The following is a 22,298-nucleotide window of genomic DNA, read 5'->3' as shown; positions in this document are numbered from 1 at the left end:
TTATGGCTGATGGCCCCCTGATCGTGCAAAGTGACCGCACCGTGCTGCTCGAAGTGGCGCATCCCGACGCTGAAAGCGCGCGCCACGAACTGGCGATTTTCGCTGAGCTCGAGCGCGCACCCGAGCATATTCACACCTACCGAATCACTCGGCTGGGTCTCTGGAACGCTCGTGCTGCGGGCCACAGCGCCGACGATATGCTCGCAACTCTTGACCGCTGGACGCGTTTTCCGGTGCCTCCCTCGGTGTCGATCGACATCAGCGAGACAGTTGCGCGCTACGGGCGTCTCGTCATCGAGCGCGCGAACGTCGAAGGCTACGGCGAGAACACGCTCGTGCTGCGCTCAACCGACGCCGCCGTTCTTTCGGAGGTCTCAAAGAACCGGCGAATTCAACCGCTTCTGCTCGGGCACCCCGCACCGAACGTTTTTGTCGTCGATGCATGGGCGCGCGGCCAGATCAAACAGGAACTGTTGAAAATCGGCTGGCCCGCAGAGGATCTCGCGGGGTACACACCCGGCACACCTCATGAGATCGAACTCGCCGAAGACGGATGGACGCTCCGCCCCTATCAGCGCAAAGCCGTCGACATCTTCTCGGAGGGCGGCTCGGGCGTCGTTGTGCTCCCCTGCGGTGCCGGAAAAACACTCGTCGGTGCCGCAGCGATGGCCGACACCAAGACCACCACTCTGATTCTCGTGACCAACACGGTGAGCGCCCGGCAGTGGCGAGACGAACTGCTCAAGCGCACGACGCTGACACCCGAAGAAATCGGCGAATACTCGGGTCAGGTCAAGGAGATCAAGCCCGTCACCATTGCGACCTACCAGATCCTCACGGCGAAGCGAAAGGGTGAGTACGCTCACCTCGCGTTGCTCGATGCGCTCGATTGGGGACTCGTCGTGTACGACGAAGTTCACCTGCTGCCAGCGCCCGTCTTCAAGCTGACGGCCGATCTCCAGGCTCGCCGTCGCCTCGGTCTTACGGCAACACTCGTTCGCGAAGACGGCCGCGAGGGCGATGTCTTCAGCCTCATCGGCCCCAAACGCTTTGATGCACCGTGGAAAGAGATTGAAGCTCAGGGTTTCATTTCACCCGCCGCCTGCTACGAGGTACGAGTGGATCTTCCCGCCGGAGATCGCCTTGAGTATGCCGCCGCCACCGACGATGACCGATACCGACTCGCAGCCTCAGCGCCCGCCAAGATCGGTGTCGTAAAGACCCTTGCTGAGCGGCATCAGGGTGAGCAGATCCTCGTGATCGGCCAGTACCTCGATCAGCTCGACACGCTGGCCGAGGCGCTCAACGCGCCAAAGATCACTGGCGCGACTCCGGTCGACGAAAGAGAAGAACTCTATCGGGCCTTCCGCGAAGGCGACATCAACCTGCTGGTGGTCTCGAAGGTAGCGAACTTCTCAGTCGATTTGCCCGAGGCATCCGTTGCTATTCAGGTCTCGGGCTCCTTCGGCTCGCGCCAAGAAGAGGCGCAACGTCTCGGCCGACTGCTGCGTCCGAAGACAAACGGTCACACGGCGAGCTTCTACACATTGATCGCGCGCGATACCGTCGACCAGGATTTTGCCCAGAATCGCCAGCGTTTCCTTGCCGAACAGGGCTACAGCTACACGATTTTGGATGCCGAGGGCATCGCCGCGTAACCCCGCAAAACGCACCAAACTTACGGCGTTCCGGCAAATATCCAGCAGACCCATCACTGAGGTCACCATAATGGGGCTATGACCGCACCTCGCATCCTCGTCGTAGACGATGAGCCGAACATCCGCGACCTGCTCATTACGAGCCTCAAGTTCGCGGGATTCCAGGTGCGCGCCGTAGGCAACGGCGCGCAGACGATTTCGGCTGTCCTCGAAGAGGAGCCCGATCTCATCGTTCTCGATGTCATGCTGCCCGACATGAACGGGTTCAGCGTGACGAAGAGATTGCGGGAGGCTGGCTACACGGCTCCGATCCTCTTCCTCACTGCGAAGGACGACACCGAAGACAAGATCACCGGGCTGAACGCCGGCGGCGACGACTACGTCACCAAGCCGTTCTCGCTCGATGAGATCGTCGCTCGCATCCAGGCGATTCTTCGTCGCACGATGCAGGCAGACGAAGAGTCGGTCATCCGCACCGGCGAGATCACGATGGATCAAGACACGCACGATGTGTTCGTGGGCGAGACCCCCATCGATCTCAGCCCGACAGAGTTCAAGCTGTTGCGCTACCTCATGCTCAACCCGAATCGTGTGCTGAGCAAAGCGCAGATTCTCGATCACGTGTGGGAATACGACTTCAACGGCGATGCCGGAATCGTCGAAAGCTACATCTCGTACCTGCGTCGGAAGATCGATCCGCACTCCTCCGAAGCGCTGATTCAGACAAAGCGCGGCTTCGGCTACATGCTCAAGGCCGCTAAAAGCGCCTGAGCACGCGGAGGAACACCCTGGGCACCGACACCACCTCATCCGACTCGGTCACTCGATGGTGGCGGAGCGTCAGCCTGCGCGCCAAAGTGACCGGAGTGACGGTTGCTGTGCTCGCAATCGGTTTGCTTGCCGCGGGAGTTGGCACCATGGGTTTTCTGCGCCAGACCCTCGGAAACAACCTCGACGAACAGGTACGCCAGCTCGTCAAGACCGGAGTGGCAAGCTCGGTTTTCGACGCCGAGGTCTCCGACCTCGGACTGACGTTCGTCGACAAATCGAATGCCACGAGCTACTTCGTCGTCATCTACAGCCCCGAGGCCGATGGCCACCTGGTGAATCAGGGCGGCGGTGATGGTGCGGCCGCGCCGGAATTTCCCGACAGCTACACCATGTCGCAAGCGATGGCACAGGGTTCTGACTCAGTGTTCACTCTTGAGAACTCTTCGGGTGGAGCGCCATACCGCGCCGCAGTTGCCGTCGACACCGAATCGGAGACAGGGCTGTTGTACACGCAGCTCGTCGCGCTCCCCACTGCCGCGAGCGAACGCTTCATGGCGGCGTTCCTGGGTATCTACAGTTTTCTTGCCATCATCACCGTTATCGCGAGTGCTTTTCTCGTGCGCTGGGTCGTCACTCTGACATTCAGAAGCCTCGGTCAGGTCGAATCCACAGCCGAAGCGATCGCTGCGGGAGATTTCAGTTTGCGCATGACCGATGTGGAGGCACCCACAACGGAAGTCGGTCGGTCGAAGTCTGCGATCAACGCAATGCTCGGGCGCATCGATGGGGCGCTGTCGCAGCGCGACGCGACGGTGCGACAGATGCGCCGATTCGTGGGGGATGCAAGCCATGAGCTGCGCACACCCCTCGTAACTGTGCGCGGGTATGCCGAGCTTTACCGCATGGGCGCGATTAAGAACCCCGACGACATTGCGCAGTCGATGGAGCGAATCGAAAAAGAAGCGATCCGCATGGGTGTGCTCGTCGAAGATCTCCTCGCTCTCGCACGGCTCGACGAACGACGTGGCGTTGAGATCACACCCATCGACCTACGCCCGATTGCGCGCGATGCGGCGCTCGATGTGGGAGCTGCCGCTCCGACACGAACTGTGACCGTCGTCGATACGACAGCGCTCCCCCCGCGACCACCATTGCCGAATGCAGCTGTGTCGTCTCCCCCGACGACACCCACCGAGGCGGTACGCCGCCGCGTGTCGCCCATAGAACGCGCGGGTTCGCTGCTGCGCCGCCGCTCACGGGCCCAAGACGGCACCGCAGGCGTCGACACAGCCACGGGACCGCTCGACCTGTCCACTGACGCTGTTCCGGTCCTGCGCGCCACACCGGTTGTGCTCGGCGATGAGAACCGTATCCGCCAGGTCATCGCCAACCTGCTCGGCAACGCCCGCCGATACTCACCCGAAGAGTCTCCGATCGAAGTCCGAGTGGGAGTTGACCACGATCAGCAGATGGGTTGGCTCGAAATAGTCGATCATGGTGAAGGTATTCCGCCACAGATCCGCGGTCATATTTTCGAGCGATTCTGGCGCGCCGACACCTCACGCACGCGCGACACCGGTGGCTCGGGACTCGGCCTGTCGATCGTCGCTTCGATCGTCGAATCTCTCAACGGCAACGTCGAGGTGACAGATACTCCGGGCGGCGGAGCAACGTTCCGCGTCGCATTCCCGCTGGCGCTGGGTAAGGATGCCTCAGCTCATCTCCTGATCGAAACACAGCCGCTGCCCCGTATGAAGTCCTCCTAACGGCGGGCCTTCTTTCTCCCCAACGACAGCTGTTGTTACGGTGCTCCACGGAACACAGGTCTTCGCAGGGCGCAGCTGTTGGCGCTCCTAGCGTGGGGTCTCCGTCATCCCAATCGAAGGAGTACTCCATGGCTGTTTTCGCCGTCGACAGCGACGCCGTCCTCACGACCACTGCCGCCGCACGCGCCACGATCGACCGGCTCCATACCGAGTCGACGTCGCTGACCGCTCAGCTCAGCCAACTTCAGTCGTCATGGACCGGTACCGCGGCCACTGCCTTTCAGGGCGTCGTGGACCAGTGGCGTGCGACACAGCATCATGTCGAAGACACGATCGGTGCCCTCAACCAGGCACTCGCGCTGGCGGGGCAGCAGTACGCCGATGCCGAGCTCTCAAATGCGAGCATGTTCCGTTAGCTCGTCGTCGCGAAAACACGAAGGGCCCCGGCAGATGCCGGGGCCCTTCGACTGCGTTTACTGGATCAGAAGTCCATGCCGCCCATGCCACCTGAGGGGTCACCGGCCGGAGCCTGTGACTTCTCGGGCTTGTCAGCGACGACAACCTCGGTCGTCAGGAAGAGACCTGCGATCGATGCTGCGTTCTGGAGAGCCGAACGCGTGACCTTTGCCGGGTCGATGATGCCGGCTGCGAACATGTCGACGTACTCACCGGTTGCCGCGTTGAGGCCCTGACCCACGGGGAGGTCAGCAACCTTGTTCACGACGACACCAGGCTCGAGACCGGCGTTCAGCGCGATCTGCTTGAGAGGCGCTTCGATAGCAACGCGAACGATGTTCGCTCCGGTTGCTTCGTCACCCGTGAGCTCGAGATTCGAGAACACGTTCTTGCCTGCCTGGATGAGCGCAACGCCACCACCGGCGACGATGCCCTCTTCGACGGCTGCCTTCGCGTTACGCACTGCATCTTCGATGCGGTGCTTGCGCTCCTTCAGCTCGACCTCAGTTGCCGCGCCAGCCTTGATGACGGCGACGCCACCAGCAAGCTTCGCGAGACGCTCCTGGAGCTTCTCACGGTCGTAGTCGCTGTCGGTGTTCTCGATCTCGCGACGGATCTGCGTGACGCGACCCTCGATCTGTGCCGACTCGCCAGCACCCTCGACGATGGTTGTCTCGTCCTTGGTGATGATGACCTTGCGGGCACGACCAAGAAGGTCAAGCGTCGCGTTCTCAAGCTTGAGGCCCACCTCTTCGGTGATGACCTGGCCGCCGGTGAGGATCGCGATGTCCTGCAGCTGCGCCTTGCGACGGTCACCGAAACCGGGAGCCTTAACGGCTGCCGACTTGAAGATGCCACGGATCTTGTTGAGAACCAGCGTCGCGAGAGCTTCGCCCTCAACGTCTTCAGCGATGATCAGGAGCTCTTTGCCGTCCTGGATCACCTTGTCGACGATGGGAAGAAGATCCTTGATGTTCGAGATCTTCTGGTTCGCGATGAGGATGTAAGGCTCCTCGAAAACGACTTCCTGACGCTCAGGGTCGGTAACGAAGTAGGGGTTGATGTAACCCTTGTCGAAGCGCATACCTTCGGTGAGCTCAAGCTCGGTGCCGAACGTGTTCGACTCCTCAACGGTGACGACACCTTCTTTACCAACCTTGTCGATCGCCTCAGCGATCAGGTCACCGATGGTCTGGTCCGCAGCAGAGATCGATGCCGTAGCGGCGATTTCTTCCTTGGTCTCGATCTCCTTGGCCGATGCAAGCAGCTCTTCCGAGATGGACTTGACAGCCTTCTCGATTCCGCGCTTGAGGGAGATGGGGTCGGCGCCGGCTGCGACGTTCCGCAGGCCTTCCTTGACGAGCGCCTGAGCCAGAACAGTTGCCGTGGTCGTACCGTCACCTGCGACGTCGTCAGTCTTCTTGGCGACCTCCTTGACCAGCTCAGCGCCGATCTTCTCGTAGGGGTCGTCGAGTTCGATTTCCTTGGCGATCGACACACCGTCGTTCGTGATGGTGGGAGCGCCCCACTTCTTCTCGAGCACGACGTTGCGACCGCGGGGACCCAGGGTCACCTTGACGGCGTCGGCCAGGATGTTCAGGCCGCGCTCGAGGCCTCGTCGGGCCTCTTCGTCGAAAGCGATGATCTTTGCCATGTGTGTCTCGTCCCTCCCGGACGTTGCCTTACCGTCTTAGCACTCGGCGATTGCGAGTGCTAACTCATTTTGGCACTCGGGGGTGCCGAGTGCAAGCGCGGGACACCGTCGATTGCTGCGCTACGAGGGCGCGTGGCGCCACACACGACAACGGGCGGCTCTGCGCCACCCTCCGCAGAGAGGGAAGTGCAGAACCGCCCGGTGAAGGTCGGTGCTCAGGCGACGACGCGAACGGCTTCGGCCTGGGGGCCTTTTTGCCCTGATCCCACCGTGAACTCGACGGCTTGGCCTTCTTCGAGAACACGGAAACCAGACATGTCGATGTTCGAATAGTGGACGAAAACATCCTGCCCATCCGACACCGTAATAAAGCCGAAGCCTTTCTCAGCGTTGAACCACTTGACGGTACCCTCGGCCATGCGTATCTCCTGTTATTGCGGTAGGACGCGGCAATCGTATCCAGGCGTTCCCTTGAGATATCGCCGTTCCCGCAACTTGTGACACGGCGGCAGCAAACTTTTTACAGACCGGAAACACAGGGGTCTTCACACCCTGCCCCGGAGCACGACGCGAGCTAGGACGCGGGCGCGTTCTCTTCAGTCGTCGCACGATCCGCACCGATGACAACCGTCAGCTGACGAATCTGAGATCCGTCCTCAGGCTGCTCAACCTGAAGGTATGCCTCGCTCTGCGCAACCGGCACGTCGCCCAGAAGTTCAGCGAGCCCGAGAGCCGCTGCCTCGTCTTCTGGGTACGGGTAGAAAACAGTCGTCTGTTCAAAATCAGTGGATGCCGCATTCGCTGCAAGCACTGTGTCACCGGTCCAGCCGACATTCGCCGCGATGATCTCGTCTCGTACGACGTTTCCGAGCCCGGATTCTCCCGTGGCGTTGAGGACAAGCACCGTGTACGACGCGTCAATCACGGGCTCGATGCCGGGCGACTGCGAAACAGTGGGGGCAGACGTCGGAAACAGGTCGATTCGACCCGAAACAATCATGCTTCCGAAGATGCCGACCACGGTCAACACAACCGTCGCAATGATCGCCCACGTCAGCACCAACCAACCGCGCATCCGGGGATTCTCGGCGCGGTGCGCCCCGACGCGATCGATTCCTTCGGGGAGATCGTCGAATCGGTCACGCGAAATAGGCGTTCTCGGCATCCGTCGATGCTATCTGGCAGAACCAGTGCGCGCGGTATGCGCGCGGCGTGATCGTTCATCGGCGTCGCGAACACGCCGCAACCGGTGCACGAGTAGTGGGTCGAACTCGAGTGCATCCGCAGTATCGATGAGACGCCCGAGAAGCTGGTAGTAGCGCGCGGGGCTCACCTGCAGTTCAGCGCGAATTCGTTCTTCTTTGTCTCCCACGTGCCGTGGATGCTGCGCTTCGAAGGCAAGCAGCGCGCGGTCGCGGTCCGTCAGAGGCATATTTCAACGCTAACGCGCACCGGTCGTCGACGACGGATGCCACTCCACGACACCACCAAGTGGGTCAACGGCGGCGACGATCTCACCGTCGAGGCCCAGCACGAATCGGGATGCTGGCCAGTTTTCGCCCGGCGGCTCACGCCACGCGTCGTGAGCTGTCGGCGGATCGATCGTGATCCATCGCGCCTTCGATCGGGCGGCGTTGATCACGGCGTCGCGGCGCGCTCGCGGAATGTGAATCAACACTCCAGGTGTCGTCACCACGAGCGTTGCGTTGCGGGGCGCACGCGCGATCAGCGCTGGCAACTCAGCTTCGGCATCGCCCGCGACGAGGATCGGTGGGTCGGCTGCGGCGATATCGAGAGCCGCGACGATCCGTTCTGCGCGACCTTCCTCGCCCGGCCAGACGAGAGTTTTCAGCCACTCACGATCATCGGAATCTCGGGCATCAAGAGGTGAAATGTCGATTCCCGCGCGCCACACCACCTCGGGCATCCGCAGGACCGGATGACCCGAGAGCTCAGCGTGCAGAACGACAGCGCTCTGCCCACGAAGGGGGTCAAGCTCCACGGGCGTGCCGTCCGTGCGCGAGAAGCGATACGAATACTGGTCCGGGTACAGGCAGAGCCCAGCACTCGCACCAAGCTCGATAAGGGCGATCGGACCGTCGATAAGCGAAAGCGCCGGGAGAAGCGCCGCGCAGCGCAGCGGTTCGTTCGTCTGCAACGAGCGTCGCTCGCACTCGGCGATAAGAAGATCGGTGTGAGCGTGCACCCACTTCGACCACACCGGGTAGGGGGCAAGCGGTGCACCGAGAATTCGAGCGGCCGCGAACACCAACGGAGGCTGACGATGCGTTGCTGGAATTCTCGCCAGAATTGCGCACACGTGCGGGTCGCCTGCCACCCCCTGAGCCCACTCGGTATAGAGCGCAGAGCGCCCTGGCGCCTCATCCCGCGCAAATCTCGCATATCGCGCCGAGACAGCCGCGTGCTCGGATGAAGTCATATGTCCATTCTCGGCGCACTCTGGGCGACAGTGAGCATCTGCTCGGGTTGAATAGAGGCAGCCCCAAGGAGGTTTCATGACGTACGCAGTCGACAAGTCAGATGAGCAGTGGCGCGAGCAGCTCGACCCCAACCGATTCGCCGTCCTCCGCGAGGCGGCCACCGAACGCCCCTGGACGGGAGAGTTGCTCGACGAGGCGCGTGCGGGTCTTTACACCTGCGCTGGATGCGGCGCAGAGCTGTTTGAGAGCGGAACGAAGTTTGATTCGCACTGCGGGTGGCCGAGCTTCTACGAGTCAGTGCGCCCCGATGCTGTCGAGCTCATCGCCGACAATGCACACGGCATGCAGCGCACCGAAGTGCGGTGCGCTGGGTGCGGTTCGCATCTCGGGCACGTCTTTCCCGATGGATTCGGCACACCCACAGGCGACAGGTACTGCATGAATTCGCTTGCACTCGAGTTCAGCCCCGAGGGTGCGTCGTGAGCGGCGCATTGGATGCGGTGCTGGCCCGCAAGTCACTTTCGCGCGTCACGGACGCTGCTCCAAATCACGCCGAGCTTGCGTCGTTCGTGTCGGCCGCCGGCACGGTTGCTGATCACTCCGCACTGCGCCCCTGGCGACTGATCGAGCTGCGAGGCACCGATCGCGAGCGTCTCGGTCGTGCATTCGCGAAGGCAGAGGGCGAAAAGCATCCGTCAACAAAGCCCATGCGTGCGCCCCTTTTGATCGCTGTCGTCGTTAGCTACAGCAAGAGTGAAAAAGTACCGCGGTGGGAGCAGGAGGCTACTGCCTCTGGTGTCGCTCACATGCTGAGTCTGCTGCTCGACGAAGCAGGCTGGGGCGTGTTCTGGCGCACCGGCAGCGCGACCCGAAGCAAGGCAGTGGCGAAAGCACATGGTCTCGGCAAAAACGAGGCGTTGCTGGGGTGGCTGTACGTCGGAGGAAAGCCGCCGCGCACACGGACCGGACGGCGAAAGAGTATCGACGGCGACCGGTTTTTGGCCCGGATGCCGCGCAAAAAGAAGTCCGACGCTTCGAACTAGACGCTTCGGCGACGTTTCGGAAACACCGCGATCGCGACGCCGATGAGTGCGACGACCGCTGCGAGCACAGCGAACAGGGTGGATGGGCCTGAAGGCGCAGGCCAGATGGCATCGAGCACGACCGCCGTTGACAGCAGTCCGACGACGGAGCCGAGTCCGAGCAGCAGCACGCCCGTCACCCGCACAAGAGCTGCCGACAAGAAGATATAGACGACGCCGAGCGCTCCCCCAAGATATACCCAGGGACTCGTTGGAAAGCTCGTGGGCGCACCGGCGATTGCGATGTGCACGAGCGCGATGATGCCAAGCGTAAGAGTGCCGCCCACGAAATTGACGAGCGTCGCAACAAGGGCGCTATCGATGCGCTGCCGGAGTCGTCCGTTGGTCGCCTGTTGCCACGCGATTCCAGCGCCCGCGAGAAACGGCAGAATGAGCATCCACCACGTGTCACCAGCACTCGTGTCGCCGACGACACAGAGGATGACAGCGACGACGGCGAGCGATGCTCCGATGATGCGCGGCATGGTGACCGCGACGAATCCTGCGGGGCCATAGCCGAATCGGTCAAGCAGCAGCCCGTTGACGGTTTGACCCGCAACGACGCCGACAGTGAACAACGCCACGCCCACTGTCGCGACGGTCAGGCTCTGCGTCACAACCGTCAACGCACCAGCTAGGCCGCCGAGCATCATCCACGCCGGGATGCTACGAAAAGCCCCCTGTGCCACCGCCCTGACCCCGGCGCGTCCCGAAGGAACAAAGAGGCAAAGCACCAGCAGGATGCCGAGGCCCGATGCGAATGAGATGAACGCTGCAACGACCCCGTCGCCAAGCTCCGCGCCGAGCGAGCCGTTGGCGCGCGCCTGAAGCGCCGTCAGCACACCGACGGTTACCGCACCGGCCAGCGCGCCGCCAACGGAGAGGGCCGACGGCATCCGGTTTTTCATTGCCCACCTTCGCCCGCGCGATCGGCGAGAAATGCGAAATGCAGCTTTGTTGTGCCGGCTACAGGACTTGAACCTGCAACCCCCTAATTACAAGTTAGGTGCTACACATTGTTGCATACGATATCGGCGCTGCGGAAATACGCTGTTCTAACGGGCTTGCGCAGTGCCTCCGTACCTAATTTAGTACGCTCAGATATGCACAACTATGCACATTTAGTTGCACGCACATTGCACGAAGGGATACCCAGTGGCACGATCTAAGCCGCGACCCGAAAGTTGGGGCGCGATTCGCAAGCTCCCCAGCGGTCGATACCAAGCAAGCTATATCGCTCCTGACCTTGCGCGATACAACGGCCCCTACACCTTCGACACCAAGGCCGACGCGCGCGTCTGGCTCACTGAACGCCGCCTTGAAATTCAGCGTGGCGCTTGGAAGTCACCTCAAGACCAGCAAGCCGAGGCAATCGAGCACGAGAAGCGGGCAAGAGCTGAGAAGTTCAGCACCTACGCGCATACATGGCTGCTCCAGCGGGTTAACAGCAAGGGCGAGCCGCTCCGTCCGTCGACACGCATTCAGTATGAGCAGCGCTTGAGCACGACGCTCGCTGAGTTCGCTGATGATCGCCTCAGCGCAATCACACCCGCGCGTGTGCGGGAATGGCACAGCAAGCGGCTGCAGCACGCTAGAACGTCCGCTGGCGTCGACGCTCGCTTGCTGCGTGCGATCCTCAACACCGCGATCCTCGATGGAATTATTGACCGAAACCCGGTCGATGTGGGCTTGACGCGAAGCATGACGGGCCGCAAGCATCGCCCGCCAACACTTAACGAGTTGCACACCCTTCTGGAGAACCTGCCGTCGAGGATTCAGCTCGCCATCTATCTCGCCGCCTACGGCGGACTGCGCCTCTCCGAGTGGCGAGCGCTGCGTCGTCGCGATCTCACAATCGTGGAAGGGCGCGTGCTCGTTAACGTTGAACGCACCGCACAGTATCTCGACGGGCACGGCTGGCACGTAGGCCCGCCCAAAACAGCTGAAGGGGTCCGTCTCGTTCCACTCCCCTTGTCGCTCACCGAGCATGTCCAGCGCCACCTATCCACGCACGTCGGCCCGTTTCCAGACGCACTATTGTTCCCGCGCCGAGTCGATCCCGCAGAATTTATGCGTGACGGAGAGTTCAATGCAATGTGGAACAAAGCACGTGATGCGGCTGGTGTTCGGGACGTTGTTCGCGAGCATGACCTGCGAGCGTTCGCGGGTACAACTTTCGCGCAGTCCGGCGCAACACTGCGCGAGACCATGCGACTTCTTGGGCACAGCACTACTGTCGCCGCGATGGCCTACCAGCACACCGCTGACGAGCGCATGCAGGAGCTAACCGACCTCATGCCTCTTCCCGGCTCGACGCGAACAAACCTGACTCACCTGAACGCTTAGGAGCCATCTTTGATATCAGCACCTGATGCCAGCCCGGGACAAAGCGATGCCATCTCCATCTACTGCGACGCCCACGACGACCAGCCCAGGCTCGTCGCTAAGTTCGAGCGATCAGGAATGGTGGATGGCGAATGGATTACCGCTGGATACTTAGACGGGCTAGAAGCCTCGACCCATGGGGCTGCGATGGACGCCGCCACTGAAAAGCCCACCGGAAAATGGTTCGAAAATCGCGAAATCGTATGCACGGCGCATTCACCGCGAAACCGCAAGCCAATCTCGTTCCGCTATGCCTCTCTGCATGAGTTCCTCAATCGAGCGAGCCTCACGAAGTCGATGTGGACCCTCGCAGAAGTGCGGGCAGTTCGGCATTACTGGGCACGGGGCGGCAGGATGTAGCATTAGACGCAGAGCAACCGCATAGACCGTTTTGCCGCATCAGCCGCAACGTCTGCCGCTCGTTTAAGCACCTCCCGGAAGAGGGCGTTAATTCGCATCCCCTCCGGGAGGTTTTCTTGTCTACCACTACCGCGGATTGGCCCCGACGCACCTGGGTCACGATCGCACAAGTTGCAGAGCACTACGACGTTAGCTACGACACCATTCGAAGGATGGTTGGCCGGGGCGATGTATACGCCGAGCGGATCAGCTCTCGACTGATACGAATCGACCTCAATTCATTCGAGGCTCGCCCAGTGCGCCCGATCAGCTCAGCGAAGTGACTGGAAAGCAGAACGCCCCGAGCTTGGGACTCGGGGCGTCCGCTGCGATCAGTCGCAGAACTTCCACAAACACGGTAGCTGAATCCGCCGACACTCGCGTTCACTCGGCGCACTCGGTGCCGAGTGCCGTACCCACCTGGCTGACGTCGCATCGTGTCGACTCAACCTCAGGCTGCGCTTCACAGCGCGCTGCCGCTGCGCTCACTTCGCTCGCAGCCCCGCTCACCATCGAGGAGCAGGCTAAGTGGGAGCGAATCTAGTGAGAAAGGCGCTGCAGTTCGCGAGGGAAGCACAGCTGGGTCATGCTCCCACTCGGCTTCTCGTTCATATGGCTGTAACCGCACTCGACGATGCGAACCCTCCGCGCTATTGGCGGGGGCGCGACAGCAACGCGGCAGCTCTCGGCTACGACGGCAACGAGCGGGGCTGGCGACAGGCGCGCGAGGCAAGCCAGAAGCTCATTTCGGCGGGTGCGATCGAGCTTTACCGCTCAGCTCGCCCTGGCTTGTCGAACGAATATGTCTTCACGAAGCGAGTAACCGAGCAGCGCATCGATGGGTACGTTTCAGCCGTACCCATCGCTGAGTCAATGAGTACGTCTCAGCCGTCCGATGAGTACGTCTCAGCCGTCGAAATGGGTACGTCTCAGACGTACCCCAAGGAAGAGTCAGGAACAAAAAAGGAGGAGAGCGCTCCCCCGACCCGATCTTGCACACGCCATCAGACCTGGGAACACGATCAGCCATGCCGTCCATGTGGTCAGGATCGCCGAGCGGCCGAAAAGCAAAACGCGAACCACACGCCCTCACAGAACGAGCAACGCGCAACACCAAGAACTCTGACGCAGCTCACCGGCTCCGAACGCTCCGCGGTCGACGCAGCGGCACGCGGATTCGGAAGCGTGCCTGATGAGTTGCTGCCAGCTCTTGAAGAAGCTCGACGCGAACGGGAATCCATATGAGCGTCGCGAGTAGGACACCAGGAAAGGTAACTTCCGCAAAAAGCGGGCGCGGACGCGGACGAACGTTCGAAGCGAAGATGAGGCAAGTGCAAGCGTTGAAGCTGCGTGCTGCTGGATGCACTTACCAGACCATCGCTGACCGCCTGGGCTACGCATCTAAACGTGGAGCGTGGAGCGCAGTGAATAGGGCGCTCGACCAGCAGCGCCGCGAGCTTGCCCGGGAATTCTTGGAGCTTGAGCTGCAACGCCTCGACGAGATGAGCGTGAGCGTGTACCGCCGCGCTGTCAATGGAGATGTGAAAGCGATCGACAGCGTTCTGAAAATCATGGACCGCCGCGCGAAGCTTCTCAACCTCTACCGCGCTAACCCCAGCGGCGCGGAGCGTGAGGGCGTGAGCTTGCTGCAGAGCATCGAAGTGCAGCTACGCAATAGCCCCGACACCTATGTGCCCGTTGAAGAGCTGGAGGCGCGACGTGCCCTGTGACCGGTGCATTGGGGAGCGCTTTCAAGAACGCTGCAGACACGAGAAACCGCAGACGGCGCGCTCGCAGCCGAACACTCCTCTCCCCCGCTTCTTGCCCGACGTAAACGTGTTCGCCGCGCACAGCGGCGGACAGCCCCTGGGTACGCCACGACTCGGCTACTGGCCGGGAACGGCGTGCACCCAACACCCCGAGTACCCGCTGCCGTGCGTCAAATGCCAGCGGGACTCACTCAACCCAATGAAAGGAACACCATGACTATCTCTTCCAGCATGATCAGCAGCACCGAGGAAACCCTGCGCGAAGCACCCAACGTGGCATCCACTGCCTATATGAAGTTCAACGGCGAGGTGATGTCCGCGAAGTCCTACGAAAACGCACAGTTGCTCCCCAGCGAACTGCGCTCCGAGCGCGAACGCCGCGTGGCTCGTGCTCAGGAGGCAGCGGGGCAGGAGCAAAACAGACTACGAGCAGCTGCAGAAAGCGCAGCCGCACTGATTCGCAGCGTCGTCGAGCAGGAGCGCCCACGCATCAGCGACTACGCCAGAGCACAGAGCGGTTGGCAGGCCGCAACAATGTACCTTGATCAGGGCCACAGCCTTGCGCATATCCTCTCCCGCGCTGATGAGTCGATGACACTCGCCGTTGAGGAATACGGAGTTCACTGGCTGCAGGCTCAGCGCGACCCCGCCAAGCTCGTCGATGTGCGCTCCGATCAGACCGGCGACCCAGTGGCTGCGGCTGTCGAGCAGCTGCACGCGATGGCGGCGCTACGCCTAGCTGAGCTGTCCGCCGACCCTGCACTTGCTGCAGCACTCCGGCTCTCCGTGCAGATCGACGTCTATCTGGTCGCGGCCGTAGCGTGGTGGGAAGGTCTCAGCGCGATCGCCGCAAACCGAACCTTCAACCAGCTCACAGCCGCTGTCACAGCGCGTCTAGTCGGGAATAGGGCCGAGTCCCAGCTAAAGGGCTTGAGCCCAGCGGAAACAGCTCGACAGTCGGCGTAAGCAACATACAGCCGCAGCAGTGCCCCCAGCCTTTGCTTCTGGGGGCACTGCTGCGCTCTACATCGCCTGGTCGCAGCGACGAATCTGACTTCGGCACGATCAGCGCGAAGCTTCAGACGGTCGCGCTGACTTCGGCATTCAGATCATCGCGACGCGGGTCCGAGCGCTGGCTTAGCTGGCCGAGGAGGCCACAACCCTCGACTGTTCACGTCCGGACTCCTCCAACTCCGCAGCACGCTCTCTCAGCCACGCGGGAAATGACTCCCACAAGTCAGCGATGCTTCGCAGCTCATCGGGGCTAGCGTTCTGATCGACCTCTTGAACGAGCGTCCCGTCTACCCGACCGTCTGACCAGACGACCGTAAGCAGCTCGGTTCCAAGGGCGAAAACGTGTCGCCCGAGGAGTTCGTTCTCGTCGCCTCGGCTGAAGTCCGCTGTAGGTTCCTGCATGATCGTTCCATTCGTTTGTGTGAGTACGCCCTGGCGCTGCCACCCCTGGCCGTGATGTGCGATCTACACGAGCGCAACCATACGGCCCACGCTGCGGTCAACGCGTCGATAACGGCACTCCGATTTGCGGACCTGTGGACAGTCTCGGCGGCACGTTTTCGGCTGAACTACCCTCGCCACTATGGACGACGACGATATTCCCGCGACCGACCCAGACTGCCCAGCGTGCGGCACCAGGACGATGCCGAAGAGCCCGGCCTGGTGGTGTCGAAACTGCGAAATGGCTGTACTCGGCTAAATCACCAATGTCGGCGGTGCCTGCCTATTGTGCGTTCGTGACGCAACAGAATCGCTACCGCGAGCAATCGCTCGAACGCATGCGCGCACAATGGGAACAATCCATGCGAAACCCGCGACCAGTAACGCTTCCGCAGCAAGCATGGGGGCCGCAGCCACTCGAATATGCTGCCAACAACGATCGCCCTGCAGTGCGCGTTTGGGTGCAATTCAACGTGGGCCCGGCACGGCGATGCGACGCATTGGCGGTCGGATGGAATGACCAAGTTGTCATCGTTGAGCTGGTCAACGACGGAGGCATGCAACCAGTGGTGTGGCGCACTGCGGTAAGTAAAACGGCCTAGCCGTGCGGCCTGCAACGCGGTACGGTCAGCGGCATGGTCACTCTGGAGTGCAAGCCCAAAGGTCACGTGTTTTCAGTCGCACTTACTTTCGGCGAAACTACCGAGCGAAACTTCTGTCCGGAATGCGGCGAAGAAGTTCCAACCCAGAAGGCGTGACGCGGGGTGCCAATGCACGATCAATATGAGGGCGCGAGAGAACGCCTTGAAAGTGGATTCGAGGTTTGGATGAGCAGGCGAGAAGGTCTTCTTCTTCCAAATTTCGTTGGGCCGCGCAAGAGCCACCTGGTTCGTGAGATGTTCGCCAAAGTCGTGTCGGGCCGCCGCGGACCCGCTACCTACATTGCGCCGTGCGGGTTCGTCTGGCCCGAGAAGTCCTACGGTGCGCCGCTACTCACAAGCGACATGGGTTTCCGATTCAACACTTGCCGAAAGTGCCGCGATCTTTCGGACTCAACCAAACCCACGTACAGCGATCACGTGGTGAGTTTCAACGTGACCGACTTGGGCAAGGAACTCGATCGGTGGAATCGACTACAGAATTGACGAGAACGGCGCTGCGCTCGCTAAGACGTTTAGAGCGCCCGTATTCACGTTCAGCGTTGAATCGATCACGGGGACGAAAGCCGTGTCATGTCATTGCTCTTACGTTTCCACTTCGAGACAAAGATTCCCGCTATCAACGCCCCAGCGCAGTGCCTCAGCCGCGAGGCCTCAACGGCGTGTTTGGTCTCAGGAAGAACCGGAGCTGGAACAGAGAGAGCTATTCTTCGCCCCGACCAACGCTCCGGGCGAAGACGAAGCCGAGAGCTGTGGTTGCAATGAGCTTGAGCGTGTCGATCGCACCATTCATAGTCACTCCCGCCACCCCGCTTACTAAGAACTGCAGGACGCTTAGACCGATGATTGCGACGAGCGTTGCACTGATCAAAAAGATGCCGAAACCAAGCTTCGACGAGGCCATCCTTCGACGATGTGCGCCGTCCGGGTCATTTACTCTCTCAAGCCAGCCCGACGCTGGATTCGGCGGCACATCTTCCTGCACGTCGTCAGGTATATCAGACGCGCTCACCTGGGGTTCCTGATCTCAGGAAGCCCCAGTTCTGACCGATAAGTTTGGTCAGCTTTAAGAGCTTCCTCGGGGATGAAGGTGCTTTTGGAGAAAGAGTTTGCCCAGGCGGAACCTTGAATGTGTGTGATTCGCGACAGCGCCACCGCAGAATAATTCTTCGCAGCGTTCCACACCACGTCTAGCGATTCGTGCAGCGCCGGATCAGATGCTTCTTTGATCTGGTAGGACTTGCCCTCCGCGTCTTTGCCGTAAGAGCGAATAGCACGACCCCCGAACGAACGAAACTCATCGTAGACACTTCGAACGACGGGCCCATATTGCCAGGCCTGGAAATTCCCATCGATCATCGGCTTGCCTGTCCGCTTCGCGTACTCACTTGCCACGAAGAAAAGGAGCTTCTGAAGTTTCATCGGCGAAACATCCACCTTTTCCTGAAACGCACGTTTCAGGATGTTGTTGCTGACGTTTATCGGGCTGTACGGCATCAGCTTTCTCCTGTCATCTCTTGAGTGAACGGTATCGCAGCTCTACGACATTCCTGGGAGATAGAGCAGCTAGCTAGCCAGCCAGCACACGCTATCCCTGCTCCAGCGCGCCGTTCGCTAGTTCGCATGCGGACGAGGTCATTCAACTTCGCCTCAACTCGCCAAACCGGAGCTGGCCGCTCGCGCCATGCGAGCCACAGTGCCGTTCCAGTCGCCACGCCAGCGCCGACAATAGTTGCGAACAGGGTAGACACCAAAATCAAATCCTGTAAGTGCGTCTGCCATCCGCCCTAGCTCACACCCGATCAGCTCTGCGTCACAAACCATTCGCTGACCTACCTCGTATCGACATGACCCCAGACGTCGTCGACTCGTGCTCTGCAGCTCCGATCTTCTCCCATGCGATGCCGCTTCGCCGCTTGGCCTGGACATCTTCCATAGTGAATTGGCGACCGAGCGTCCAAATATTGCCGTCCTGTTGCAACCGCTCGCGAAAGAAACGACGTAGAAGAAAAAACCGCTTCTCTCTTGAGGACTGCTCTCGCAAGCTTCTAGCGGACTCCCTCTGCCATCATCTAGCAATGGTTCGAGTGCTAGAACGCAGTCGAACTGCGAGTCTGCTTCTACTGACGTCCTAAAAATCGACCTCGCCGGTCGACGCTCAGATGCTCACATCTCGATTATCTACTGCTGTAACGGAACGGCTTCAGCTTCCCCATGCATCGGCGATCCGATTGCGCCGCTCTTGACTTTCCCAAGCGTCGAGTTTTCGCAAGGTGCTAGAAAGAGCAGGCATCGTCGCCATGTAGCCTTTCCACGCCGGAGGAACCGGAACGTTCTCAACCTCACGACTCGTCGAGTGATATGGATTTTCTCGGTAATACTTCCATTCCTCGACAGGCTTCGATCTCAGCGTGAGCATGATCCCTGCACCGGAGAAAGGCTCATAGCCGGCGCTAACAAAAGTGGCGGCGAACGGCTCAAACACATATCGCCAGGACTTGTCCCGATCCGGTTCCCACCCAGCCAAGACGGCCTCTCGGCTTAGCTCCTTCAAATATTTCTTCGCACCATCGACGCATTGCAAAATTGCCGCTTCGACGGACTTTTTCAATTCAGCAAGATCCGTCTGAGCGGAAACCGAATCCTGCTCGACCACAGTCAGTCTCGCTTGGAGTGTGAGAAAGCGCTCAATTTCATCGACCTGCGCGCCGATGTACTCACCCCAAGCATCGAAGGTCGCGCTCTTTGCATCCTCAACGTCGCGTTGAAGTTCGGGGCGGGATGTCACAGTTCGGGTCCTTTCGAGCGGCGTGAGTTGATCATAGATGAGCCCGCAAGCATGTCAACAGTTCTCCACCCGGTGCGCGTCGAAACCTCTTTTCATCGAGGACTGTTCCCCCCCACCAACCAACCGCGATATAAAACAAGCCGATGTCTACCGCGGACCCAACAGACCGAAAACAAGTGAGACGTGACTGATTGCCCTGCGAGACGTCGGGTTCAGAGCTTGAGCGGTCCAGCTTGGAGATCCAAAAAATGACCTAGGCCCCTCTAGCCACTGCAAAGGAACTTCAACGCCAACTCAATATCAGAACAATCTCTGCAGACTGGCGGCGATGCAAAGTTGGCGACCTCAAAAACTCGATGAAAGGTGACAAGACTTCATTGAAGTCGCTGAATAGAGAAATTTTGGACCATATCTGGGGAAATTAGTTGAAGTCGATCGAGCGGGAACACTCGTCCCGGTTGCACGCTAGTTGCATGCGGCGCTGCACGTAGCAATCGTGGCGATTGAAAAAATCGCGAGATTATGTACGCTGATCTGCTATTTCCTTCTTGTGCCGGCTACAGGACTTGAACCTGCAACCCCCTAATTACAAGTTAGGTGCGCTACCAATTGCGCCAAGCCGGCAAGGCGACTAAGTCTACTAGGCGCCGGACCCAGACCGTTACGGCGTGGGGGTGGGTGTCGCCGAACCCGATGTGGGTGACGGCGTCGGAGACGGTGTGGTGTAGTAAGAATCGCTCGCGACAGTCAAGACGAATTGCGAGAATTCCTTTGGATCGGTGAGTGATCCGAGGTAGGGCTCGCCGTTCACCAGAATTGTTGGCGTGCCCGTCAGCGTCTCAGAATCAGTGTCAGGAATGCCTTCGAGCGCACGATCCGTTGCGCCTCGAGCCCATGACACGAACTTTTCATCTTCGATGCACGAGCGAACAAGCTTCGGGCTCGTGACTCCTGATGCCTGCGCGATGTCTGCCAAATCGCTATCGCTCAGCCCATCGGTCGCCTCAGCTGGCTGCTTATCCAGGACATTGTGGTTGAAAGCAAAAACTGCTTCGGGCGAGTAAGTGGCGACGCAGGCGACAGCGCTCGCTGCGCGAAGCGAATATTTCGTTCCGTTCGACTTCGCCGTCAGCATCGCGACGGGGTAATACGTCAAAGTTGCGACGTCATTCGACACCCAGGTCGACAGTTGCTGGGCGTTTGCCAGCTCGAAGTCCCTCGCGCCCGTCGACAAATAGTCGATGTAGACACGAATTTCGACCTCGTCTACTGCGGTGCTGACCTTCGGAGTCGGTTCGTCGTCAGCCTGCTCAGTTTCGCCCGGGTCCGGAACCGACTGTGCCGCTCCGGCAACGCCTGAAACCTCGGTGATGACGAAGCCATCGTTGGTGTTCTGCGGCTGAAGCTGGGGCTGCGATGCGTTCGAAACGACGGCCCATGTCACGCCGCCGGCAACAAGCGCCACAACCACAACCGCGCTGACCGCGAGGATGCTGAAGCGGATTTTGCGCGCGCGTGATTGTTTCGCGTGCACCTGTGCAGCTTTTTCGCGAACGGCATCGCGCCGATCACGTGCTTCGGGCACGTTCGATGGGTCGTCGCTGGACATGAAACCTCGGAAAGCAAGCGGAGAGCCGGCGGTGCCGGCATGCCGCGCAGGGAGACGCGACCTTGTAGATGGTAGCCAGAGAGGCTGAGAAAAGCCCAGACGCGACCATAACTCACGTGACATACTGAGGATGCGCCCGATGATGGGCGTACGGGCAACACCCGTTAAATCCTCACAACGGATCGTCCGGCACGTACCTGCCGGTGAAGGAGAAGAAAAAATGGCGTCAGTGACGTTTGACAATGCAACTCGGCTTTACCCGGGCGGAACCCGCCCCGCAGTCGACAAGCTCAACCTCGAAGTGAGCGACGGAGAATTCCTCGTTCTCGTCGGACCCTCCGGTTGCGGAAAGTCCACCTCGCTGCGAATGCTGGCCGGCCTCGAAGAAGTCAACTCGGGCCACATCCGCATCGGCGACCGCGACGTCACAGACGTTCCGCCGAAAGACCGCGACATTGCGATGGTTTTCCAGAACTACGCGCTGTACCCCCACATGACTGTTGCTGAGAACATGGGCTTCGCGCTCAAGATCGCTGGCATCGGCAAAGACGAGCGTGCCACTCGCGTTCTCGAGGCCGCAAAGCTTCTTGACCTCGAGGAGTACCTCACCCGTAAGCCGAAGGCACTTTCCGGTGGTCAGCGTCAGCGCGTTGCCATGGGCCGAGCAATCGTCCGTCAGCCCCAGGTCTTCCTCATGGATGAGCCGCTGTCGAACCTCGACGCGAAGCTCCGTGTGCAGACTCGTACCCAGATCGCTTCGCTGCAGCGTCGCCTCGGTGTCACCACTGTCTACGTGACGCACGACCAGACAGAGGCGCTCACGATGGGTGACCGTATCGCGGTTCTGAAGGACGGCATCCTGCAGCAGGTCGGCACCCCGCGTGACCTGTACGAGAAGCCCCGCAACACCTTCGTTGCTGGCTTCATCGGTTCGCCTGCCATGAACCTCTTCCCCGCCAACCTCGCAGAAGGCGGCGTGACCTTCGGTAGCCTCGTCGTACCGATCGAGGCAGACGTCATCGGCCGCGCATCGAGCTCTGGAGTGACCGTGGGTATTCGCCCCGAAGACATCGAGCTCAACCCGGCCGGCAGCGAGGGTCTCTCGGTGACGATCGACCTGGTTGAAGAACTCGGCGCCGACGGCTACCTCTATGGCCACACCGACATCAACGGCAAGCGCACAGACGTCGTTGCTCGCGTTGACGGTCGCAACCACCCGAACAGCGGCGAGACGGTTGTTCTCACCCCGGTTCCGGGACACATGCACGTGTTCGACCTCGAGTCGGGCGAACGCCTCACCGACCGCGCTATCGCGTCGGCCTAAGCACGTTGCAGTCCGGCCACGGCCGGGCATTTACTCCACGCGCGGCGCGGCGGGTCTTTGATCCCCGCGCCGCGCGTTACGT

The 22,298-nt window shown here is 60.6% G+C and carries 24 protein-coding genes and 1 tRNA gene; 13 read left to right on the top strand and 12 right to left on the bottom strand.

All coding sequences use genetic code 11. The features are described 5' to 3' along the window. Nucleotides 1–2 precede the first annotated feature (2 nt). The 4 genes from FHS06_RS09205 (at nucleotide 3) to FHS06_RS09190 (ending at nucleotide 4,611) form a co-directional block, all read left to right on the top strand. On the top strand, nucleotides 3–1,658 hold the full coding sequence (locus FHS06_RS09205; RefSeq protein ID WP_167048625.1) for a DNA repair helicase XPB: 1,656 nt from the start codon (nucleotides 3–5) through the stop codon (nucleotides 1,656–1,658). Between the two features lie 78 nt (nucleotides 1,659–1,736). After that, a complete protein-coding gene (locus FHS06_RS09200; protein WP_167048623.1) occupies nucleotides 1,737–2,429 on the top strand; it encodes a response regulator transcription factor in 693 nt (230 codons plus the stop codon). Nucleotides 2,430–2,515: 86 nt separating this feature from the next. Then, nucleotides 2,516–4,195 carry a sensor histidine kinase gene (locus FHS06_RS09195; RefSeq protein WP_310734793.1) on the top strand — a complete coding sequence of 560 codons (1,680 nt, stop codon included), beginning with the start codon at nucleotides 2,516–2,518 and terminating at the stop codon, nucleotides 4,193–4,195. A gap of 128 nt (nucleotides 4,196–4,323) precedes the next feature. Then, nucleotides 4,324–4,611, top strand: coding sequence for a WXG100 family type VII secretion target (locus FHS06_RS09190; protein ID WP_167048621.1), 288 nt, complete (start codon nucleotides 4,324–4,326; stop codon nucleotides 4,609–4,611). Nucleotides 4,612–4,676: 65 nt separating this feature from the next. Here the strand turns inward: FHS06_RS09190 and groL are convergent, their stop codons facing one another. From groL to FHS06_RS09165, 5 genes are all read right to left on the bottom strand, one after another. After that, the gene (groL, locus tag FHS06_RS09185; RefSeq protein ID WP_167048619.1) at nucleotides 4,677–6,305 is read right to left on the bottom strand and encodes a chaperonin GroEL; all 1,629 of its coding nucleotides are present in this window, start codon (nucleotides 6,303–6,305) and stop codon (nucleotides 4,677–4,679) included. Nucleotides 6,306–6,520: 215 nt separating this feature from the next. Continuing rightward, nucleotides 6,521–6,724 carry a cold-shock protein gene (locus tag FHS06_RS09180; protein ID WP_165141977.1) on the bottom strand — a complete coding sequence of 68 codons (204 nt, stop codon included), beginning with the start codon at nucleotides 6,722–6,724 and terminating at the stop codon, nucleotides 6,521–6,523. 155 nt (nucleotides 6,725–6,879) lie between these two features. After that, a complete protein-coding gene (locus FHS06_RS09175) occupies nucleotides 6,880–7,470 on the bottom strand; it encodes a LytR C-terminal domain-containing protein (RefSeq protein ID WP_167048617.1) in 591 nt (196 codons plus the stop codon). Between the two features lie 9 nt (nucleotides 7,471–7,479). Then, nucleotides 7,480–7,737, bottom strand: coding sequence for a DUF3263 domain-containing protein (locus FHS06_RS09170; RefSeq protein WP_167048615.1), 258 nt, complete (start codon nucleotides 7,735–7,737; stop codon nucleotides 7,480–7,482). Between the two features lie 9 nt (nucleotides 7,738–7,746). Beyond that, nucleotides 7,747–8,745, bottom strand: coding sequence for a DUF2332 domain-containing protein (locus tag FHS06_RS09165; protein ID WP_167048614.1), 999 nt, complete (start codon nucleotides 8,743–8,745; stop codon nucleotides 7,747–7,749). A gap of 76 nt (nucleotides 8,746–8,821) precedes the next feature. Between FHS06_RS09165 and msrB the strand changes: the two genes are divergently transcribed. Then, nucleotides 8,822–9,229 carry a peptide-methionine (R)-S-oxide reductase MsrB gene (gene msrB, locus FHS06_RS09160; protein ID WP_167048612.1) on the top strand — a complete coding sequence of 136 codons (408 nt, stop codon included), beginning with the start codon at nucleotides 8,822–8,824 and terminating at the stop codon, nucleotides 9,227–9,229. Further along, nucleotides 9,226–9,789, top strand: a complete 564-nt coding sequence (locus FHS06_RS09155; protein WP_310734792.1) for a nitroreductase family protein — start codon at nucleotides 9,226–9,228, stop codon at nucleotides 9,787–9,789. The genes msrB and FHS06_RS09155 overlap by 4 nt, the downstream gene beginning before the upstream one ends. Here FHS06_RS09155 and FHS06_RS09150 read toward each other — a convergent pair. Continuing rightward, nucleotides 9,786–10,736 (bottom strand): DMT family transporter, encoded by a 951-nt coding sequence (locus tag FHS06_RS09150; protein WP_167048610.1) that lies wholly within the window; start codon nucleotides 10,734–10,736, stop codon nucleotides 9,786–9,788. The two genes, FHS06_RS09155 and FHS06_RS09150, sit on opposite strands and share 4 nt — an antisense overlap. A gap of 247 nt (nucleotides 10,737–10,983) precedes the next feature. On the opposite strand from FHS06_RS09150, the gene FHS06_RS14350 reads away from it, so the two are divergent. The 5 genes from FHS06_RS14350 (at nucleotide 10,984) to FHS06_RS09125 (ending at nucleotide 15,347) form a co-directional block, all read left to right on the top strand. Continuing rightward, complete coding sequence (locus tag FHS06_RS14350; protein ID WP_167048608.1) at nucleotides 10,984–12,174, top strand: tyrosine-type recombinase/integrase; 1,191 nt, start codon at nucleotides 10,984–10,986, stop codon at nucleotides 12,172–12,174. 9 nt (nucleotides 12,175–12,183) lie between these two features. Next, nucleotides 12,184–12,573: a hypothetical protein gene (locus FHS06_RS09140; RefSeq protein WP_167048606.1), complete on the top strand. Its 390-nt coding sequence runs from the start codon at nucleotides 12,184–12,186 to the stop codon at nucleotides 12,571–12,573. Between the two features lie 651 nt (nucleotides 12,574–13,224). Next, the gene (locus tag FHS06_RS09135; RefSeq protein WP_167048604.1) at nucleotides 13,225–13,857 is read left to right on the top strand and encodes a hypothetical protein; all 633 of its coding nucleotides are present in this window, start codon (nucleotides 13,225–13,227) and stop codon (nucleotides 13,855–13,857) included. A 77-nt stretch (nucleotides 13,858–13,934) separates the two neighbouring features. After that, nucleotides 13,935–14,342 carry a hypothetical protein gene (locus FHS06_RS09130; protein ID WP_167048602.1) on the top strand — a complete coding sequence of 136 codons (408 nt, stop codon included), beginning with the start codon at nucleotides 13,935–13,937 and terminating at the stop codon, nucleotides 14,340–14,342. Between the two features lie 252 nt (nucleotides 14,343–14,594). Then, entirely contained in the window at nucleotides 14,595–15,347 is a 753-nt protein-coding gene (locus FHS06_RS09125) for a hypothetical protein (RefSeq protein ID WP_167048600.1), read from the top strand. A 171-nt stretch (nucleotides 15,348–15,518) separates the two neighbouring features. Here the strand turns inward: FHS06_RS09125 and FHS06_RS09120 are convergent, their stop codons facing one another. Then, complete coding sequence (locus FHS06_RS09120; RefSeq protein ID WP_167048598.1) at nucleotides 15,519–15,797, bottom strand: hypothetical protein; 279 nt, start codon at nucleotides 15,795–15,797, stop codon at nucleotides 15,519–15,521. A 335-nt stretch (nucleotides 15,798–16,132) separates the two neighbouring features. Here FHS06_RS09120 and FHS06_RS09115 point away from each other — a divergent pair, with 335 nt between their 5' ends. Next, nucleotides 16,133–16,438: a hypothetical protein gene (locus FHS06_RS09115; protein WP_167048596.1), complete on the top strand. Its 306-nt coding sequence runs from the start codon at nucleotides 16,133–16,135 to the stop codon at nucleotides 16,436–16,438. A 760-nt stretch (nucleotides 16,439–17,198) separates the two neighbouring features. Here the strand turns inward: FHS06_RS09115 and FHS06_RS09110 are convergent. The 5 genes from FHS06_RS09110 to FHS06_RS09090 all read right to left on the bottom strand — a co-directional run bounded on the left by FHS06_RS09110 (nucleotide 17,199) and on the right by FHS06_RS09090 (nucleotide 20,892). Further along, nucleotides 17,199–17,507, bottom strand: coding sequence for a hypothetical protein (locus FHS06_RS09110; RefSeq protein ID WP_167048594.1), 309 nt, complete (start codon nucleotides 17,505–17,507; stop codon nucleotides 17,199–17,201). Continuing rightward, nucleotides 17,504–17,992 carry a Panacea domain-containing protein gene (locus FHS06_RS09105; RefSeq protein WP_167048592.1) on the bottom strand — a complete coding sequence of 163 codons (489 nt, stop codon included), beginning with the start codon at nucleotides 17,990–17,992 and terminating at the stop codon, nucleotides 17,504–17,506. Before FHS06_RS09105 ends, FHS06_RS09110 begins: the two co-directional genes overlap by 4 nt. 706 nt (nucleotides 17,993–18,698) lie before the next feature. Next, nucleotides 18,699–19,283, bottom strand: coding sequence for a hypothetical protein (locus FHS06_RS09100; protein WP_167048589.1), 585 nt, complete (start codon nucleotides 19,281–19,283; stop codon nucleotides 18,699–18,701). A gap of 551 nt (nucleotides 19,284–19,834) precedes the next feature. After that, nucleotides 19,835–19,907 (bottom strand) — tRNA-Thr (locus FHS06_RS09095). 37 nt (nucleotides 19,908–19,944) lie between these two features. Beyond that, nucleotides 19,945–20,892 carry a DsbA family protein gene (locus tag FHS06_RS09090; RefSeq protein ID WP_167048587.1) on the bottom strand — a complete coding sequence of 316 codons (948 nt, stop codon included), beginning with the start codon at nucleotides 20,890–20,892 and terminating at the stop codon, nucleotides 19,945–19,947. Between the two features lie 220 nt (nucleotides 20,893–21,112). Between FHS06_RS09090 and FHS06_RS09085 the strand changes: the two genes are divergently transcribed. Then, nucleotides 21,113–22,216 (top strand): ABC transporter ATP-binding protein, encoded by a 1,104-nt coding sequence (locus tag FHS06_RS09085; protein ID WP_167048585.1) that lies wholly within the window; start codon nucleotides 21,113–21,115, stop codon nucleotides 22,214–22,216. Nucleotides 22,217–22,298 lie beyond the last annotated feature (82 nt).

It is taken from the genome of Microbacterium halimionae, from assembly GCF_011761265.1.
Classification (GTDB): Bacteria; Actinomycetota; Actinomycetes; order Actinomycetales; family Microbacteriaceae; genus Microbacterium; species Microbacterium halimionae.
The sequence above is the reverse complement of the archived record's forward strand: the minus strand, read 5'-3'. Positions and strand labels throughout refer to the sequence as shown.

Coding starts and splice junctions, on each gene's coding strand:
- FHS06_RS09135 (WP_167048604.1), top strand. CDS start 13,225: ATGGCTGTAACCGCACTCGACGATGCGAACCCTCCGCGCTATTGGCGG.
- FHS06_RS09085 (WP_167048585.1), top strand. CDS start 21,113: ATGGCGTCAGTGACGTTTGACAATGCAACTCGGCTTTACCCGGGCGGA.
- msrB (WP_167048612.1), top strand. CDS start 8,822: ATGACGTACGCAGTCGACAAGTCAGATGAGCAGTGGCGCGAGCAGCTC.
- groL (WP_167048619.1), bottom strand. CDS start 6,305: ATGGCAAAGATCATCGCTTTCGACGAAGAGGCCCGACGAGGCCTCGAG.
- FHS06_RS09120 (WP_167048598.1), bottom strand. CDS start 15,797: ATGCAGGAACCTACAGCGGACTTCAGCCGAGGCGACGAGAACGAACTC.
- FHS06_RS09090 (WP_167048587.1), bottom strand. CDS start 20,892: ATGTCCAGCGACGACCCATCGAACGTGCCCGAAGCACGTGATCGGCGC.
- FHS06_RS09125 (WP_167048600.1), top strand. CDS start 14,595: ATGACTATCTCTTCCAGCATGATCAGCAGCACCGAGGAAACCCTGCGC.
- FHS06_RS09205 (WP_167048625.1), top strand. CDS start 3: ATGGCTGATGGCCCCCTGATCGTGCAAAGTGACCGCACCGTGCTGCTC.
- FHS06_RS09200 (WP_167048623.1), top strand. CDS start 1,737: ATGACCGCACCTCGCATCCTCGTCGTAGACGATGAGCCGAACATCCGC.
- FHS06_RS09165 (WP_167048614.1), bottom strand. CDS start 8,745: ATGACTTCATCCGAGCACGCGGCTGTCTCGGCGCGATATGCGAGATTT.
- FHS06_RS09190 (WP_167048621.1), top strand. CDS start 4,324: ATGGCTGTTTTCGCCGTCGACAGCGACGCCGTCCTCACGACCACTGCC.
- FHS06_RS09170 (WP_167048615.1), bottom strand. CDS start 7,737: ATGCCTCTGACGGACCGCGACCGCGCGCTGCTTGCCTTCGAAGCGCAG.
- FHS06_RS09150 (WP_167048610.1), bottom strand. CDS start 10,736: ATGAAAAACCGGATGCCGTCGGCCCTCTCCGTTGGCGGCGCGCTGGCC.
- FHS06_RS09175 (WP_167048617.1), bottom strand. CDS start 7,470: ATGCCGAGAACGCCTATTTCGCGTGACCGATTCGACGATCTCCCCGAA.
- FHS06_RS09130 (WP_167048602.1), top strand. CDS start 13,935: ATGAGGCAAGTGCAAGCGTTGAAGCTGCGTGCTGCTGGATGCACTTAC.
- FHS06_RS09105 (WP_167048592.1), bottom strand. CDS start 17,992: ATGCCGTACAGCCCGATAAACGTCAGCAACAACATCCTGAAACGTGCG.
- FHS06_RS09180 (WP_165141977.1), bottom strand. CDS start 6,724: ATGGCCGAGGGTACCGTCAAGTGGTTCAACGCTGAGAAAGGCTTCGGC.